The following is a 15321-nucleotide window of genomic DNA, read 5'->3' on the forward strand; positions in this document are numbered from 1 at the left end:
GGAATGCACGGTCGTCCAGATGCGTGCCAGGTATTGCTCGGGGGTCTCCTAGGCTGCACCCGTCGTGACTGCGACTCAGATTCCGTGGGCTGTCTCCACCCGGCTCGCCTCGACCGTTGCCGGGCACCACCCCCTCGAGGGGTCCTATCATCAGCGCCTTCTCGAGCTGCAGGCACCCGAATTCGTCGCACGCGCCGAGCCTCTCGTCGCGGAGGCGACCGGGCTCGCCTCGACAGGTGTCCCTGAGGTCCGGGTCGTCACCAGGACCGAGTGGGCCGAGCGCAACGTCGCCTTCTTCGCCCATCTCATGGACTCCGTCGAGGATCGCCTCTCCGAACGGCTGTCCCGGTTCGGGCCCCTCGGACAGGGTGCAGGCTATCTGGCCCGGAGAGCCGTGGCCGCAGAGACCGGAGCGCTGCTTGGTGTGATGGCCCGACGCGTCCTCGGCCAGTACGAACTCGCCCTGCCCACCAAGTTGGACGGGGACACGGTCTATCTCGTCGGCGCCAACATCCTCTCGCTCGAGAGAAGCCATCAGTTCCGTCCTCTCGAATTCAGACTGTGGCTGGCGCTCCACGAATGCACGCATCGGCTCCAGTTCGTGGGGATTCCCTGGATGCGCGCCTACTTCCTCGATCTCGTGAAGGCGTTGATCTCCTCGGCGGAACCGGAGCCCGGCCGATTGGTCCGCGTTGCCGCCGAGCTTCGAGACGCAGCGATGCAGGGTCGGCCGCTGGTCGGTGAGACCGGCCTGTTCGGGCTTTTTGCGAACGATGGGCAGCGGGCGCTCATCGACAAGGTTCAGGCGTTGATGTCGCTGCTCGAAGGCCACGGTCACGTGATCATGGACCGGATCGGCGAAGGAATGCTCGTGACCCAGGCCCGCATGTCGAGCATCCTCAAACAGCGAAGAAACGATCCGCGTACGGCCGCGTTCTTCCGGTTGACCGGCATGGAGATGAAGTTCAAGCAATACGAGATGGGGGAGCGCTTCGTCAAGATCGTCGAGCGTGAAGCCGGATGGGACGCCATCGGCATTGCCTGGCGAGGTCCCGAGTTCCTCCCGACCCGCGACGAGATCGACGAGCCGATCCGATGGCTGACTCGCGTCGCTTGAGTGCGCTCGCCCGCACGGTGCCGGCTCGATTCGGTGCCCTCACGAGCCCGTGCGTCGTTGCCCTCTCCGGCGGTCCGGACAGTGCCGTCTGCGCGTGGGCCGCACTCGAGGCCGGCCTCACCGTGCGCGCCGTACACGTCGATCATGGTCTCGCGGGTTCCCCGTTCGTACGTGGGGCCGCCGTTGCGGTTGCGGCGTTCCTCGACATCCCGCTGCACATCGCGGAGGTGACCGTTGGCGGAGGATCGTCACCGGAGGGCCGCGCCAGGACTGCTCGCTACGAGGCGCTCGAGGCAGCCCTCGAGCCGGGAGAGTTGCTCCTCACCGGCCACACGCTCTCAGACCAGGCCGAGACCGTGTTGGGCAACCTGCTGAGGGGCGCAGGACCGGACGGGCTCGCAGGCATTCCGCGCCGGCGGGGACGAATCGTCCGCCCCCTTTTGGACGTGACACGATCCCAGACGCGTGAGCTCGCCACACTGTTGGGGCTTCCCTGGGTCGAAGATCCGGTGAATCTGGAAGCGGGGCCACGCAGGAATCTCATTCGCCGGGAGGCCATCCCCTATCTCGAAGGGCGGTTCAATCCTTCGCTCGAACGGGCACTCGTACGCACGGCCGACGCGCTCTGCGCGCACAACGAATACCTGGACCGGCAGGCCGATCGGGTGCCCGTGACGGTCACCGGCGCTTCCGTCCGGTTGTCGGCGGCAATCCTGGCGACGATCGATCCGGTCATTGCAGTCAGAGCCGTTCGCCGGGCGATACGCATGATCGGCGGCCCGCACGCAGGCGACGCTCGCGACGTGCACCTCGTCCTGAGTGTCGCGCGCGGGACGCAGATGCGCGCCTCGTTGACCGGCGGCCTGGAGGCGGAGCGCCGCCGGGCGCTGGTCGTGCTTTCGCGACCGGCGGCGGTGGTGGTGCCCGAATCGGCCCTCTGGACGCTTCCCGGAAGCGCGGTGTTCGGAACCTGGTCCTTCGACGCATGGGTCGCGGAGGCGCCCCCGGCCGCGTTCCCCGTGAGCCGTTTCGTCGAGGTCATGGATGCGTCTGCGGTCCCTTCCGCGGTCACGGTGCGGGGCGTGCGCACCGGAGACAGGATCGTGATCGCAGGTGGCCACAAGGACGTGGCGGAGACGTTGACGGAAGCCGGCGTTCCCGTGTCCGAACGTCCGGTCTGGCCGGTGATCGTCGGCCCGCAGGAGCAGGTCCTGTGGGTTCCGGGTGTGCGTCGCGCGGATCTCGGCTGGGTGGATTCGGCCACGAGGCGCTACCTTTGGGTCCGCGCGACTCGGGAGGATGCGTGAAGGTCGGGAAGACGCTCATCAGCGCCGAAGAAATCGAAGCGGCACTCGCCACGATGGGCCGGGCCATATCCGAAGATTACGCCGGAAAGGACCTGCTGATGATCGCCGTCCTCAAGGGCGCCTTCATCACGTTGGCCGACTTGGCACGCCACATCGAGATACCCGTGGAATTCGACTTCATGGCGGTCTCCTCGTACGGCGCGGCCACCAAGACCTCCGGTGTCGTGAGGATCCTCAAGGACCTCGACCAGGAGATCGCAGGGCGTGACGTTCTCGTCGTCGAGGACATCATCGATTCCGGGCTCACGCTCAACTACCTGCTCAAGAGCTTGCGGGTCCGGCACCCGGAGTCGCTCGAGATCGCGGCGCTGCTCGTCAAGAAGGACATCCAGCGGATACCGATCGACGTCAAGTACACGGGTTTCGAGATCGGTCCCGAATTCGTGATCGGCTATGGGCTCGATTACGCCGGCAAGTATCGGAACCTGCCGCACATCGCGGTGATGGTCGAAGACGACGAATAGGGGTCTCGCATCTCGTACTTCGTATCTCGTGCCCCGCACTTCGTACGCGACATGGCACTGCTCCAAGACCGCGAGGCGGGTGAAACGGCGCTCGCCGACCGGCCGCGCGCGGAGAGGGCCGTCCCGTCGGGGTGGACTCGACAGATCCCTAACTTTGTAGCCGATCAACGGCGATACTATGAGAAACCCAATCGTGCGCCGAGAGGTGTGAAACCGTCCCGCGAAGGGGCCTGAGGAGATTCGTGAACCGTACCATCCGTTCGATCCTGGTCTACGGGCTGATCGCCATGATCCTGCTGGTTCTCCTCCAGCAGTATCTCGGCACGACGGCAGAGCCGGACAAGGTCTCGTACAGCGAGTTCTGGAACGACATCACCGCGGGCAAGGTCGCGACCGCGACCATCATGCAGAAATCCAACGTGGTGACGGGTGAGTTCGTCGGTTCCGTCGATGGCACCCCGGACTACAAGGTCGATTATCTGCAGGAGGACGAGAACGAGCTTTCCGCGGCGTTGAGGAAGGCCGGCGTCGACGTGAAGGTCGATCCGGAACCGGCCGGATTCTGGGAGATCTTGATCACGTTCCTGCCGTGGCTGTTCCTCATCGGCTTCATGGTGTTCATCTTCATGCAGATGCAGGGGTCGGGGAACCGGGTGATGCAGTTCGGCAAGTCGCGGGCGAAACAGGTCTCGCGCGACATGCCGAAGATCACCTTTGCCGACGTCGCCGGGGTCGACGAGGCCGTCGAGGAGCTGACCGAGCTCAAGGAGTTTCTCCAATCGCCGGACAAGTTCAGGGCGTTGGGCGCCAAGATGCCCAAAGGGGTGCTGCTGTTCGGCCCTCCCGGCACCGGTAAGACGTTGCTTGCCCGCGCCGTCGCCGGCGAGGCGGGCGTGCCGTTCTTCACGATTGCCGGTTCCGACTTCGTCGAGATGTTCGTCGGTGTCGGGGCGTCTCGGGTTCGCGATCTGTTCGAACAGGCCAAGGCGCAGGCACCGGCCATCGTATTCATCGACGAGATCGACGCCGTCGGCAGGCATCGCGGTGCCGGTCTCGGCGGCGGACACGACGAACGAGAGCAGACACTCAACCAGTTGCTGGTGGAACTCGACGGATTCGATGTCAACACCGGCGTGATCGTGATCGCAGGCACCAACCGGCCCGACATCCTCGACCCTGCACTGCTGCGCCCGGGACGGTTCGACCGTCAGATCGTCGTCGACCGTCCGGACCTGCCGGGCCGCAAGGCGATCCTCGCGGTGCATGCGCGCGGAAAGCCGCTCGCCGACGACATCGACCTGGAGGTGCTGGCTCGCCAGACGCCCGGTTTCACCGGGGCGGACCTGGCCAACCTGCTGAACGAAGGAGCGTTGCTGGCGGCACGCCGCGACAAGGACCTGATAGCGATGGAGGAACTCGAGGAGTCCATCGAGCGGGTCATCGCCGGGCCCGAGCGCAAGAGCAGGCTGATCTCCGACGGGGAGAAGAAGGTCATCGCCTATCACGAGACCGGGCATGCGCTGGTCGGGTGGGCGCTTCCGATGGCCGACCCGATCCACAAGGTCACGATCATCCCCCGTGGCCGCTCGCTCGGGCACACGCAATCTCTGCCGGAGGAAGACAAGTACATCATGCGGCGTTCCGAGCTCGTCGATCAGTTGGCGATGTTCCTGGGCGGCCGGACGGCAGAGGAGTTGGTGTTCGACGATCCGAGCACCGGTGCCGGCGACGACATCGAGAAGGCGACCGATATCGCACGCCAGATGGTCATGGAGTACGGGATGAGCGACCGGCTGGGACCGATGAAGTACGGGCACGCCGACGGCGAAGTCTTCCTCGGTCGAGACTACGGCCGTCAGCAGGACTACTCGGATGAGGTGGCCGCCTTCATCGACGCCGAGGTTCGCAAGCTGATCTCTCAGGCGCACAGGGAAGCTCGCCAGATTCTCGAGACTCATCGAGCCGCCCTCGACCGGATGGCGGCCGTGCTCATCGAGAAGGAAACGATCGACGCCGGCGAAGTCGCCGAGATCTTCAAAGACGTGCCGAAATGGCAGCACGCGCACAGCGACGGCATCCGTATCCGGGTTCCCGGCAGCGCTCCGGCTGCCGGCGGGGTCGCGGCCGACCACACGGAGACCGTTTGATGGGGGACGTTCCGGACCTCGAGGCGATCGCCGGAGCCGTCTACACGATCCTCGAAGCAGTCGGTGAAGACCCCGAACGTGAGGGCCTCGCGAGCACACCCGAGCGCGTCGCCCGCATGTACGCGGAAGTGTTCGGTGGGCTTCGTCAGGACCCTAAAGAGATCCTCGAGACGGTGTTCGTGCGAGAGGAGCACCGTGAGATCGTCATGGTCAGGGATATTCCGTTCTACTCGATGTGCGAGCACCACCTCATGCCGTTCCACGGGAGCGCGCATGTCGCCTACCTCCCCAAGGGAACGCTCACGGGACTCTCGAAGCTCGCCCGCCTCGTCGAGGTGTTCGCCCGCAGGCCTCAGCTCCAGGAACGGCTCACGACGCAGATCGCCGACACGTTGATGGATACCGTCGACCCGTACGGCGTACTGGTGGTCGTCGAGGCCGAGCATCTGTGCATGAGCATGCGCGGGGTAAAGAAACCCGGAGCGATCACGACGACCTCTGCGGTCCGGGGCGCCTTCGCGAAGAGCGCGGCGACCCGCTCGGAGGCATTCGCGCTGTTGTTCGGGAACCGATGACCTGGCGGGTGCGCGGCGTGTCCCTCCCCGACAGGGCACTGATCATGGGCATCGTGAACGTCACTCCCGACTCGTTCTCCGATGGTGGCCGCTTCTTCGATCCGGACGAGGCCATCGCTCTGAGCGTCCGCCTCGTCGCAGAAGGCGCAGACGTCATCGATGTCGGAGGGGAGTCGACCAGACCGGGGGCCGAGCCGGTACCGGCCGCCGAAGAGATCAGACGGGTCGAGCCCGTGGTGGAAGCACTCGCAGGTGAAGGCGTCGTCGTCTCCATCGACACGACGAAGCCCGAGGTTGCCCACGCTGCACTGGAGGCGGGAGCATCGATCGTCAACGATGTGTCCGCACTCGGCGCAGCCGGGATGGCCGAGGCGGTCGCCGAGTCCGGTGCGGGGCTCGTGCTCATGCACATGCAGGGGACCCCCCGCACGATGCAGGCCAATCCCACCTATGGCGACGTCATCGCAGAAGTCAGGGACTTCCTCGTCGAACGGGCGTTGTTCGCGCAGGACCGGGGCATCTCGCCGGGCCGCATAGTGATCGATCCGGGTATCGGATTCGGCAAGACGGTCGGGCACAACCTCGCGTTGCTGGCGCACATCGGTGTCCTCGTGGAGACCGGCTACCCGGTGTTGATCGGAACGTCCCGCAAGTCGTTCCTCGGGGTGCTGACGGGAGAGGAGCGGCCGGAACATCGCGATGTGGCCACGGCTGCGGCGTCGGCGTTGGCGGTGGCCGCGGGGGCATCCGTCGTTCGTGTACACAATGTTGCCGTTTCTCGGCCTGCTGTGCAGGTTGCCGACGCTATGGTTCGATGTGGAGGCAGAGTGTCATGACGGGACTGGAACCGAGAGCGTTCACATGGGTGATCAAAGGGCGCCTGGCAGTGTGTGAGCGGATTGGCGGGCACGGCATTCAGCATCGCCGGGTTCGCCGTGAAGAGGAGATCGTCTGGCTGCAGAGTGGAGCGGGTATCAACACGGTTGTGACCCTGCTCGCCGGAGGACAGAACGTGGCGAACTATCAGGACGCCGGTTTCACGGTGTTCCACGAGCCGCTCGTCGGAGAGTACGAACAGGGAGACGTCGATAGGGTGTTCGACGCCCTCGACCTCGCGTTGTCGGAGCCGGACAGCGTCGTCCTGGTGCACCGTGACCTGGTCGACGACACGATCGCCGGCCTGCTCGCCGGCTATCTCGTGTACTCGAAGCTGGTCACCGATCCGATCCTCGCCATAGCCGTCATTCAGGAGATCCTTGGCCGACCGCTCGGCCCGGAGGGCCGGGCGCTCGTGCCAGTCAGAGCCTGAGGCTGCGATGAGCGGACGAATCGAGCTGGGCGGTATCCGGGTCTTCGCGCACCACGGCGTGTATCCGGAAGAACGGCAGGCCGGGCAGACGTTCGTGATCGATGTGACCATGTACCTGGATCTCGAGCCGGCCGCGGCGACGGACGATCTGGCGGCGACGATCGACTACGGGGCCCTTGCCCAGGCCATCCATGATCGTGTCGCCGACGAGCGCTGGGGTCTCATCGAACGAGTCGCCGGCCGTGTGGCCGATCTGGTGATGGAGGATGTCCGGATCGATGCGGTCGAGGTGACCGTACACAAGCCGGAGGCGCCGATTCCCGTCCCGTTCGACGACGTGTCGGTCTCGATCCGGCGGAGTCGATGACACGGGCGGCGATCGCTCTCGGCTCGAACCTGGGTGACCGGATCGACCATCTCCAGGTCGCCGTCGTGGCGCTCGCCGCCTGTGGTGAGGTCGAGGCCGTGTCATCGGTGTATGAGACGGCGCCGGTGGGCGGGCCGGAGCAGGGACCGTACCTGAACGCCGTCGCCGTCGTCGAGACGGACCTGGAACCCCACGAGCTGCTCGACGGCCTGCTCCGGATCGAGCAGGAGGCCGGCAGGGAACGAACGACCCGGTGGGGACCGCGAACGCTCGACCTGGACCTGATCCTGTACGGCGACCGGATGATCGACGATGAGCGCCTGACGGTGCCGCATCCCCGATTCGCGCTCCGCCGGTTCGTCCTGGAGCCGCTCGCGGAGGTGTGGCCGGATGCTGCGACGCCCGATGGGGGGTCGGTCGCCGCTCTGCTCCCCTTCGTGCAAGATCAGAACGTGTCGCGGATCAATCGACGGTTGAGCACTCGCCCGGAGACATTCACGTCTCGGGGAGGCTGGTGGGTGACGGCGCAGGGCGTGGTGCTCGTTGCGGCGGCGGTGGCACTGCTCACCGATGCGGGCTCGTTGGCCTGGCCGCCTTGGGTCGTCTGGTTGGGAGCGATTCTGGCAGTTGCGGGTGCCGTCGAGTCGTTGCTCGGGTCACGGCACCTCGGTGCGAATCTGACGCCGTATCCGCAGCCGCTGTCCTCGGGGAGGCTCGTGGCGTCGGGCGCCTACCGGTGGGTGCGGCATCCGATCTACGGGGGGATCGTGCTGCTGCTCGTGGGCGCGGCGCTGCTCCGGTCGAGTCTCGTCGCGTTGATCGTCGGGATCGTCGGCGCAGCGTTCTTCTGGATGAAGGCCCGCTTCGAGGAGGAGCGCCTCGTCGAGCGCTACGCGGGGTACGCGGCGTACCGGGCGCACGTGAGGAAGCGGCTCATCCCCTGGGTCGTGTAACGATCAGGAGTCCAGCGACAGCTCCCAGACGCGGGCCTTCCACAGCAGGCGGGAGCCCCGCCGGGTGACGGTGACGATCCCGCGGTCGATCAGATCCTTGAGGGCTGCGCTTGCGGCCAACTGACTCGGCAGTGGGATCGGTCGGTCGGTGAGCGCCTTGACTCTCCCATAGAGGGCACGGGCCCGCTGGATGATCGCGGCCTCGTCCTGAAGGGTGCCTGTCGGCAGGAACAGTCTCCCCATCGGCCGGAGCCTGCGTTTCGCCTCTTCCAGCATGCGGATCGGCAGCTCGCTGCCGCGCGGACCGCCCCCGCCCTTGGTCGGGAACCAACCGCTGTCATCGGCGAGCCGGTCCGGGATTCCGGAGACGTCACCGATGATCACGTCGGCTTCGACGTCGTCGGGAATCGGTGAGAACAGGTCGCCCTGGTAGAAGGTGATCCTGTCGGCGACACCCTGCTCGACGGCATTCGCCAGGCCGACCTCCACGACGTCGGGGCTCTTGTCGACGGCGTGGACACTGGACGCCCCGAGCTTCGCGGCGATGATCGCAAGGATCCCCGAACCGCAACCGATGTCGATGACGACATCGCCCGGTTCGACGTGCAGCGCCTCGGCGAGGAGCCCGGAGATCGTCGACGGCCGGAACGTCGTATCGGAGATTCGTAGATGTATCGGCCCCAGTCGGCCTTTCCAGTTGAAGATGTTGCTGCCCATGGCGTTTTCCTCGTTCGGTGCTTACACCCTATTCGGATTCCGGATGTGTGCACGGCGGGTCTGCGACTTCGACTCGCCGTGCAGGCGTTTGGTTGCAGATCGGCCGCTACGCTGCACCGTCATGACCTTTGGCGGAACATGATCGACCGATTGCTCACCACGTTGGGGGTGTGGTCGCCGCTGCTCGTGTTCGCGCTCGCCATGGGGGAGAGCGCCGCGTTCCTCGGACTGTTTCTCCCCGGAGAGGTGACGGTGATCCTTGGTGGGGTACTCGCCGGAACCGGGGTCGTACCCCTCTGGGCGATGCTGATCGCAGCGGTTCTCGGAGCGGTGATCGGTGACTCGGTCGGGTTCTGGATGGGTGGCCACTTCGGGCCGGCGGTGCTTCGCAGGCCACGGCTCGCCAGGTTCGCAGGGCGGCTCGACGCGGCCGAGACGAGTCTGGCCCGACGTGGGTGGTCGGCACTCGTCGTCGCACGGTTCACATCGTTCCTGCGGGCAGTCGTCCCGTTTGCCGCCGGAATGGCGAAGATGCCGTACGGGCGATTCGTCGTCGGCAACGTGGTCGGCGGGGTGCTCTGGGGGAGTTCCCTCACGCTCATGGGGTATCTGGCGGGTGACAGCTGGCAGGAGGTGGAACACTGGCTGTTGCGTGGTGGTTTGACGCTCGCGGGCGCGCTCGTCGTGCTCGGTGTCATCGTGTGGGCGAGCCGTTGGGTCGCGGGGCATCGCGAGAAGGTACTGGGATGGCTCGACCCGTTGCTGCGGACGCGTGTCGTTCGAGCCCTCGCGGACCGGTTGGAAGGCCCGTCGAGACGCGTGGCTCCCCTCCTGTATCTGTGGCCGGTCGCGTTGGTCATCGTCGGTGGTCTGTGGCTGTTCGGCGGTCTTCTCCAGGATGTGCTCGGGCAGGAGGAGTTCTTCTTCTTCGACAAGCGGGCGCTGGAGTACGTGGCCACTCACCAGATACCGGCAGTCGTGCAGGCGGCGCGGTGGCTTGCCACGACCACACCGCAGTGGATGACGATGGTGGTCGGCGCGGGAATCGCCGCGGTCATGCTGTCGCGACGCTACGTCGGCCGCGCCATCGGGCTGGTCGTCGCCATCGCCGGCCAGTGGCTGATCGTCGAGGCGACACGACTTGTGGTCGACCGCTCGGCACCGTCGCTCACCGCGCTCGGCTCACGCGGCGACTACGGGTTCCCGTCCGAGTACATCGCCGCGCTCGTCACGCTTCTCGTGATCCTCGCCTGGCCGTGGCGGCCGCAAGGGTGGCGTGCGACCACGTTTCGCTTCGGTGCCGCGATGCTGATCGCGGCCGTCGTGGGCTTCTGCCGCCTCGTACTGCTCCTCGAGTATCCGTCCGACGTGCTCGCCGGTGCAGCCGTCGGGGCAGGATGGACGGTGATGGCGCTCAGCCTCGCCGACCCGCGCATCCGGACGATACTCGCCAGGGCCGTGAAACACCCTCGGGAGTAGTGCCTGTCGAGGTACCCGGTGCCCGGTCAGGCCGGCGCCAGGAACACGACGTCGGCAACACCGAAATCAGGAGCGACGAGCCGGTCCCGGAGCGGTAGGACATCCGTCTGCTTCAGCATGAGGGATCGCAGCACCCCGGCGCCTGCCGTGGCACCGGCGAGCTGAAAGCCGACGATGCGACCGTCGTCCAGGAATACCTTGCGCATCAGGTCGCCCCTGCGCCAGTGCAGCTCCTCGGACCCGCTGCTCGCTCCGGCCACCATCACCGGCACACCGAGATGCTTCAGGCTGTTCATCGTCTCGGAGCCCTCATAGGCTCCGTCGTAGCCGGCGAGGCCATCGGCCACAACCTTCGCCTGAGCGACCGCGTTCGGGAAGATGGCATGAACATATCGTTCACCGGTGAGGCGATCGTATGTCTCGGCGACATCGCCTGCTGCGCTGATGCCCGGGATGTTGGTTCGAAGGTGATCGTCGACGCGTACACCCCAGCCGATGTCGAGACCCGAACCGGCAAGGTAGTCGACGTTCGGTTTCACCCCGGTGGCGGCGACATAGGCATCGGCCGTCAGCGACTCACCGGAGTCGAGCATGAGACCCGTCACGCTCGTGGCACCTTCGAAACCGGAAGCCTTGGCCTCCAGGCGGACCACGATGCCCCGGCTCTGCAACTCGGCCAGCACGATCGTTGCGGTCTCCGGGTCCAGCATTCTCGGCATGACCCGATCCATCATCTCGACCATGGTGACGTCCACGCCGAGATCGGTCAGCAGGAGGGCTACCTCCACGCCGATGAAGCCGGCGCCGACGATGAGCGCCCGTTCCACCTTGCCTCGACGGACCCCGTCGACGAGTTTGGAGGCTGCGGCCATCGACTTGAAGTTGGACACGCCCGGGAGGTCCCGTCCTTCGATCGGCGCGTACAGGCTGCTCCCCGAGGCGATGACCAGATGGTCGTACGGCACACGGCCGGCCCCGTCGAGTGTCACCTGTCCGGATGTCGGGTCGATCCCCAGAACCCGGGTTCCGGAGCGGTAGTCGATGCCGAGACGGTCACAGACGTCACGACCTTTCCAGTAGATCGACTGTTCCCTTCCGGTCAGGAAGAAGTCCGCCATCGCGGGAGGTGCGTACGGCGGGTACGGTTCCGCAGAGATCATCACGATGTCGGTGTCGACGCCGTGTATGCGGAGCGTCTCTGCCACGGTGAGGCCGGCGGGACCGGCTCCAATGATCACGAGTTTCATCAGTTCAGCTCCTGCTCGGTCTCGATGAGGGCGTCACAGAGTCGTGTGACGCCGTCGGCAAATGGGGTCGGGGAGCCGTCGAGCAGGGGGCTCAGGTCCGGCTCGGTGTCCAGCACGTGCTCGTCGAAGGGGAGGGCATGGCGCGAGGTGAACGGGAACCCGCCTTCGGCCTCGATGCGAGCGAGGGCGCGTTCGACGTCTTCGGGCTTTCGGACCCGGTTGATCACGAGATGCACGGCGGGGATTCCGAGCTCACGTGCCAGCCTCGCGGTGTTGACCGCCACCTGGATGCCGTTGAACGTCGGATCCGACACCACAACGGCCTGGTGGAATCCCTTGGCGATCGCCCGACCGAAGTGCTCGACTCCGGCCTGGGTGTCCATCAGGATGACTTCGTCGTCGCGTAGTGACAGGTCTCCGACGATGGCGTCGAGGAGCGCGTTCTCCGGGCACAGACAGCCTGCTGCCGGCACGGTCACGGTTCCCATGGCGAGGACGCGGATCCGGTCGTTCGCCGGCACGGCGAATCGATCGATCACGTCGCGCACGTCAGGGTTCAGACGGAACAGCAGCCCCCAGCCTTCCCCGGGTCTGGCTCCCGTCTTCTCCTCGACATAGTCTGCATTCCGGCTGAGGGGAACGATTCCCCGAGCTTGCTCGAAGGGAAGCCCGAGGGCGTAGGGAAGGTTCATCTGCGGGTCGGAATCCACCGTCAGGACGGCGTAGTCGCGCCGGCCGAGGAGCCCGGCGAGGAGGGCGGTGAGGCTGGTCTTGCCTACGCCCCCCTTGCCGGTGACGACCACGCGGAAACCATCGAGGGGGCCGGCCGTGTGCCGGCTCCCATGTTCATGGCCGTGATCGCTCATACCCCTGCTCCGACCTCCTCCGGCATCGCGATGCTGTCCGGTTCGACGAACGGCAGGCCCAACGCCTTGCGTTTGGCTTCGATGTGGCGTCGGATCAACACTGCTGCCCGTTCCGGGTCCGGTTCGACTCCGAACGTGGCTCCGACGACGCCCTCGAGCCCGTCGGTCAGGAGGTTGACCACGTTCTCGCTTCCGAAGATCGGTGGTTGCACCCCCAGCACGGTGTAGATGCCGCTGGCCACGACGTACGCACCGATGGCGACGGCCTTCTCCGAATACCACTCGGGTGCCGCACCTGCCATCGGCAGATCGGAGATGTCGACACCGAGGTGGTTCGCGAGGGCCGCAGCCAGCACGAGGACGCGGCTGTTGTCCACACACGATCCCATGTGCAGCACCGGCGGGATGCCGAGTGCCTTGGCGATGGCTCCGAGTCCCGTCCCTGCCAGATCCGCGGCTTCGGGAACCAGGTGGCCCGCCTTCCCGTTGGCGATGGCGGCACAGCCGGTGACGACGACCAGGACGTCGTTCTCGATGAGTCGCTGTGTCAGCGTCACGTGGCCCTTGTCCTGTGGGATCTTCGGGTTGTTGCAGCCGACGATCGCGACCGCGCCGCGAATCTGTCCGCTCTTGATGGCGTCCACCAGCGGTTCGGGGGTGCCTCCCAGCGCGCCGAGGATCGCCTCGACGGAGAAGCCGGCCATCATCGGCACCGGTTCTCCCGGGATCAGGACCCGATCGGGGACACGGTTGGCGTATGCCTCGACCGCCGCGCGCACGATCTGCTTGCCGATCTCGAGGCCCCGGTGAGGGTCGAACGAGATGTGCGTGGCGCCCGGGAACTTCGCCTTGTCGGCCGTCGAGATGATCTGTGTGTGGAAGCACTTGGCTATGTCCGTCACCGACGGCATGATGCACTGGTAGTCCACGACCATCGCCTCGAGCGCTCCCGTCATGATCACCAGTTCCTGTATCAGGTGGTTGCCGGCCATCGGCACCCCTTTGCGCATCAGGAGCTCGTTGCCGGTACAGCACAGTCCGACGAGGTTGATGCCTTCGGCACCCAGCTCCTTGGCACGTGCCACGAGTTCCGGGTCACCTGCCGCCTGCACGATCACCTCCGACAGCAGCGGGTTGTGGCCGTGCAGCGCGATGTTCACGTATTCCCTCTTGAGCGTGCCGAGGTTGACCTGGGACATGACCGGTTCGGGCGTGCCGAACAGCACATCCGACAGGTCGGTGGCGACCATCGACCCTCCCCAGCCGTCGGAGAGGCTCGTACGCAGGCCGTGCAGCAGGATGTTGACGTAGTCGTTGTCGACGCCCATGTGGGTACGGTGCAGCATCTCGACATTCTCACGATCGATGCCCCGAGGGGTGATCCCCAGCTCTGCCCACTTGGCCCTGCGCACCTCGGGGACGCGGCCCAAGAAACCGATGCGCTCCTTGCGGCTTCCGTAGTCTTCGAAGATGGCCTCGGCCAGTTCGACGGCTACGTCCGACGCCGATCGCCCGTCGGAGGCGATGCCGTACTCCGCAGCCAGGCTCCTCAGTTTCGCTTCGTCCCTGATCTCGTATCCGCTGGTCTCGCCTTGGGCGGTCTCGAGGAAGACTTCGAGGATGTCACGGCCGTGATCTGAATGTGCGGCCGCGCCGGCGGCGATCGATCGGCCCAGGTTTCGGGCGACGATGGTGTCGGCATCGGCGCCACACACGCCCTTCTGGGGGCCTTCGCCAAACGGGTCGACGCGACACGGGCCCATCGCACAGTTGCGACAGCTCACGCCCAGCAGACAGTATCCGCACTGTGGCTGCTGGGCGGCGAGGCGCTCCCACACGGTGTCGATACCTTCGAGGTGGGCTCGGCGCAGCATCACCTGGGCGTCTGCCGCAATGCTCTGTTTCTCGATTCGACTCGTCATCAGACTCCTCCCGCCACGTGAGCGACTTCCTTGCCCCAGGCTCGCCAGCCGGCCAACATGTCCGGCTCCGTCGGGGCCACGCCTGTGGTGGCATCGATCGCGAGCACCGCCTTCTGGATCCGTTCCTCCCTCAGGAGGTCGTTCAGCTCCCCGTAGACGAGGGCATCCACCTTGCAGACTTCGACACACGCCGGTTCCTCGTCACGGCGGATGCGATCGAAGCATCCGTCGCACTTGGTGGAGACGACCCGAGGCGCCGCCGCTTCGGCCTGCACATGGAACGTGATCGCAGCGAACGGGCAGACCATGGCGCACATCGCGCAGGCGATGCACTTGTCGATGTCGACGAGAACGACGCCGAATTCGTCGTTGCGACCGATGGCCGCGGTCGGGCACACCTGCTGGCATGGCGCTGGGTCACAGTGGTGGCAACGGTTGGGGAACGAACTCCCCATCCATGGGCCGGATTCGACGTGGATCCTGGGCTTCGGCACAGGACTCTCGAAGATTGCCAGGTACGGATCCTTGCTTCTGGAATGTTCGACCGCGCAGGCAAACTCACATTGCCGGCAGCCGATACATCGTTGTGGATTCACGAAGACTGTTTTCACATGATCACCTCCTGATGCGTCGTCGGGCGGGTTGTGCGCGTGACGGCGGCGCCCGTCGCCCAGGAGCCTGTTGGGCAATGCAAGGCACGTATCTCGACGACCGTGCAGCGCCCTTCGATGCAGTGAGCGACCGTGCTTTGTCACGCCAGAGCCGTCGCGCTCGCCCCGCGATCCCGAATC

The 15321-nt window shown here is 65.9% G+C and carries 15 protein-coding genes; 10 read left to right on the plus strand and 5 right to left on the minus strand.

Translation table 11 applies throughout. From position 1 onward, the window contains the following. Nucleotides 1–64 precede the first annotated feature (64 nt). The 9 genes from GXP34_01440 (at nt 65) to folK (ending at nt 8299) form a co-directional block, all read left to right on the plus strand. On the plus strand, nt 65–1117 hold the full coding sequence (locus tag GXP34_01440) for a hypothetical protein (protein ID NOY54628.1): 1053 nt from the start codon (nt 65–67) through the stop codon (nt 1115–1117). After that, nucleotides 1096–2424: a tRNA lysidine(34) synthetase TilS gene (tilS, locus tag GXP34_01445; protein ID NOY54629.1), complete on the plus strand. Its 1329-nt coding sequence runs from the start codon at nt 1096–1098 to the stop codon at nt 2422–2424. Before GXP34_01440 ends, tilS begins: the two co-directional genes overlap by 22 nt. 53 nt (nt 2425–2477) lie before the next feature. Next, nucleotides 2478–2948, plus strand: coding sequence for a hypoxanthine phosphoribosyltransferase (gene hpt, locus GXP34_01450; GenBank protein NOY54630.1), 471 nt, complete (start codon nt 2478–2480; stop codon nt 2946–2948). Between the two features lie 287 nt (nt 2949–3235). After that, the gene (locus GXP34_01455) at nt 3236–5095 is read left to right on the plus strand and encodes an ATP-dependent metallopeptidase FtsH/Yme1/Tma family protein (protein NOY54631.1); all 1860 of its coding nucleotides are present in this window, start codon (nt 3236–3238) and stop codon (nt 5093–5095) included. Further along, nucleotides 5095–5670, plus strand: coding sequence for a GTP cyclohydrolase I FolE (gene folE, locus GXP34_01460; protein ID NOY54632.1), 576 nt, complete (start codon nt 5095–5097; stop codon nt 5668–5670). Before GXP34_01455 ends, folE begins: the two co-directional genes overlap by 1 nt. Nucleotides 5671–5714: 44 nt before the next feature. Beyond that, nucleotides 5715–6506 carry a dihydropteroate synthase gene (gene folP, locus GXP34_01465; GenBank protein ID NOY54633.1) on the plus strand — a complete coding sequence of 264 codons (792 nt, stop codon included), beginning with the start codon at nt 5715–5717 and terminating at the stop codon, nt 6504–6506. After that, entirely contained in the window at nt 6503–6979 is a 477-nt protein-coding gene (locus GXP34_01470; protein NOY54634.1) for a hypothetical protein, read from the plus strand. The genes folP and GXP34_01470 overlap by 4 nt, the downstream gene beginning before the upstream one ends. A 7-nt stretch (nt 6980–6986) precedes the next feature. Further along, nucleotides 6987–7346, plus strand: a complete 360-nt coding sequence (folB, locus tag GXP34_01475; GenBank protein NOY54635.1) for a dihydroneopterin aldolase — start codon at nt 6987–6989, stop codon at nt 7344–7346. Continuing rightward, nucleotides 7343–8299 carry a 2-amino-4-hydroxy-6-hydroxymethyldihydropteridine diphosphokinase gene (folK, locus tag GXP34_01480; protein NOY54636.1) on the plus strand — a complete coding sequence of 319 codons (957 nt, stop codon included), beginning with the start codon at nt 7343–7345 and terminating at the stop codon, nt 8297–8299. The genes folB and folK overlap by 4 nt, the downstream gene beginning before the upstream one ends. A gap of 3 nt (nt 8300–8302) precedes the next feature. Here folK and GXP34_01485 read toward each other — a convergent pair whose 3' ends face one another. After that, on the minus strand, nt 8303–9016 hold the full coding sequence (locus GXP34_01485; protein ID NOY54637.1) for a methyltransferase domain-containing protein: 714 nt from the start codon (nt 9014–9016) through the stop codon (nt 8303–8305). Nucleotides 9017–9154: 138 nt separating this feature from the next. Here GXP34_01485 and GXP34_01490 point away from each other — a divergent pair, with 138 nt between their 5' ends. Next, complete coding sequence (locus GXP34_01490) at nt 9155–10495, plus strand: hypothetical protein (GenBank protein ID NOY54638.1); 1341 nt, start codon at nt 9155–9157, stop codon at nt 10493–10495. A gap of 26 nt (nt 10496–10521) precedes the next feature. Here GXP34_01490 and GXP34_01495 read toward each other — a convergent pair whose 3' ends face one another. From GXP34_01495 to GXP34_01510, 4 genes are read right to left on the minus strand one after another with little or no spacing between them, the layout of a single operon-like run. Then, a complete protein-coding gene (locus GXP34_01495) occupies nt 10522–11742 on the minus strand; it encodes an NAD(P)/FAD-dependent oxidoreductase (protein ID NOY54639.1) in 1221 nt (406 codons plus the stop codon). Then, nucleotides 11742–12608 (minus strand): AAA family ATPase, encoded by an 867-nt coding sequence (locus GXP34_01500; protein NOY54640.1) that lies wholly within the window; start codon nt 12606–12608, stop codon nt 11742–11744. Before GXP34_01500 ends, GXP34_01495 begins: the two co-directional genes overlap by 1 nt. After that, nucleotides 12605–14530: an anaerobic carbon-monoxide dehydrogenase catalytic subunit gene (gene cooS / locus GXP34_01505; protein ID NOY54641.1), complete on the minus strand. Its 1926-nt coding sequence runs from the start codon at nt 14528–14530 to the stop codon at nt 12605–12607. Before cooS ends, GXP34_01500 begins: the two co-directional genes overlap by 4 nt. Next, the gene (locus GXP34_01510; GenBank protein ID NOY54642.1) at nt 14530–15141 is read right to left on the minus strand and encodes a 4Fe-4S dicluster domain-containing protein; all 612 of its coding nucleotides are present in this window, start codon (nt 15139–15141) and stop codon (nt 14530–14532) included. Before GXP34_01510 ends, cooS begins: the two co-directional genes overlap by 1 nt. Between the last annotated feature and the right edge of the window lie 180 nt (nt 15142–15321).

This window comes from Actinomycetota bacterium, assembly GCA_013152275.1.
In the GTDB taxonomy this organism is placed as follows: Bacteria; Actinomycetota; Acidimicrobiia; order Spongiisociales; family UBA4744; genus BMS3Bbin01.

Bases quoted from the DNA above. Each gene is read 5' to 3' on its own strand.
- tilS (NOY54629.1), top strand. From the start codon at position 1,096: ATGGCTGACTCGCGTCGCTTGAGTGCGCTCGCCCGCACGGTGCCGGCT.
- hpt (NOY54630.1), top strand. From the start codon at position 2,478: ATGGGCCGGGCCATATCCGAAGATTACGCCGGAAAGGACCTGCTGATG.
- GXP34_01455 (NOY54631.1), top strand. From the start codon at position 3,236: ATGATCCTGCTGGTTCTCCTCCAGCAGTATCTCGGCACGACGGCAGAG.
- folE (NOY54632.1), top strand. From the start codon at position 5,095: ATGGGGGACGTTCCGGACCTCGAGGCGATCGCCGGAGCCGTCTACACG.
- folP (NOY54633.1), top strand. From the start codon at position 5,715: ATGGGCATCGTGAACGTCACTCCCGACTCGTTCTCCGATGGTGGCCGC.
- GXP34_01470 (NOY54634.1), top strand. From the start codon at position 6,503: ATGACGGGACTGGAACCGAGAGCGTTCACATGGGTGATCAAAGGGCGC.
- folB (NOY54635.1), top strand. From the start codon at position 6,987: ATGAGCGGACGAATCGAGCTGGGCGGTATCCGGGTCTTCGCGCACCAC.
- folK (NOY54636.1), top strand. From the start codon at position 7,343: ATGACACGGGCGGCGATCGCTCTCGGCTCGAACCTGGGTGACCGGATC.
- GXP34_01485 (NOY54637.1), bottom strand. From the start codon at position 9,016: ATGGGCAGCAACATCTTCAACTGGAAAGGCCGACTGGGGCCGATACAT.
- GXP34_01490 (NOY54638.1), top strand. From the start codon at position 9,155: ATGATCGACCGATTGCTCACCACGTTGGGGGTGTGGTCGCCGCTGCTC.
- GXP34_01495 (NOY54639.1), bottom strand. From the start codon at position 11,742: ATGAAACTCGTGATCATTGGAGCCGGTCCCGCCGGCCTCACCGTGGCA.
- GXP34_01500 (NOY54640.1), bottom strand. From the start codon at position 12,608: ATGAGCGATCACGGCCATGAACATGGGAGCCGGCACACGGCCGGCCCC.
- cooS (NOY54641.1), bottom strand. From the start codon at position 14,530: ATGACGAGTCGAATCGAGAAACAGAGCATTGCGGCAGACGCCCAGGTG.